The sequence below is a fragment of the Pseudomonas frederiksbergensis genome (assembly GCF_003732665.1).
Classification (GTDB): Bacteria; Pseudomonadota; Gammaproteobacteria; order Pseudomonadales; family Pseudomonadaceae; genus Aquipseudomonas; species Aquipseudomonas frederiksbergensis_G.
Genome location: NZ_MOBP01000223.1, coordinates 1 through 291, shown reverse-complemented (window position 1 = coordinate 291; position 291 = coordinate 1). Strand labels below are relative to the sequence as shown.

1 pseudogene is annotated in these 291 nt (G+C 61.9%); it reads right to left on the bottom strand.

The window, feature by feature from the left end:
* Positions 1–99 precede the first annotated feature (99 nt).
* A pseudogene (locus BK665_RS33920) lies at positions 100–291 on the bottom strand (ferredoxin--NADP reductase); the annotation flags it as partial.

Sequence of the window (291 nt, the reverse complement as noted above, 5' to 3'; positions counted from 1 at the left end):
TCGACAGCTCCTACACAGCTCCTACAGGGATTGTGCCAAGCATAAAAAAGCCCCCATTGCCTGCACAGGCAATGGGGGCTTTTCAGTTAGGCGGTGTTCCTACTTCTCGACGAGCGCTCGCTCGATCAGGTAATCACCCGGCTCGCGCATCCGCGGCGGGACTTTCAGGCCGAAGCTGTTCAGCACTGCGCTGGTCTCGTCGAGCATGCTCGGGCTGCCGCACAGCATGGCGCGGTCGTCCTGCGGGTTGAGCGGTGGCAGACCGATGTCGCTGAACAGCTTGCCGCTGCG